The sequence below is a fragment of the Brevibacterium sp. SIMBA_078 genome, from assembly GCF_046534565.1.
In the GTDB taxonomy this organism is placed as follows: domain Bacteria; phylum Actinomycetota; class Actinomycetes; order Actinomycetales; family Brevibacteriaceae; genus Brevibacterium.
On record NZ_JAWRYQ010000036.1, the window covers coordinates 1 to 406 of the forward strand.

General features: G+C 58.9%; 1 protein-coding gene. It reads left to right on the top strand.

Features of this window, described 5'->3' with window-relative positions; all coding sequences use genetic code 11:
- Positions 1-29 precede the first annotated feature (29 nt).
- Positions 30-406: molybdopterin cofactor-binding domain-containing protein (locus SB749_RS18750; protein ID WP_410711629.1), on the top strand; the 377-nt coding region annotated here is incomplete at its 3' end.

Consider the following 406-nt stretch of genomic DNA (forward strand, 5'->3'; position numbering starts at 1 on the left):
GCCGGACCGACAAGACGAGCAATACGTCCATGCGCACCATGGGCATGATCCAGGCGGCGATCATCGTCGAAGATGCGATTGAAGGTGCCGCGCACGGCGTCGGCCTGATCGGTGAGGAAGTGCGGGCGAGGAATCTGTATCGCCAGGGCCAGGCCACTCCGTATGGCGAGCCTCTCGATTCCTGCTACATGAAGGAAGTCTGGGACTACGCGATGGAAAAATCCGGATTTGCCGCCCGTGAAAAAAACGTCAGCGAGTTCAACGCCCAAAACCGCTGGCGTAAGCGGGGCATTTCCTTGATCCCCGTGAAATATGGTTCAGGCTTCAACCTCACGATGCTCGAACAGGGCGGCGCGTTGATCGAAGTCTATGAGCAGGACGGATCCATCCTCGTTCGGCACGGGGG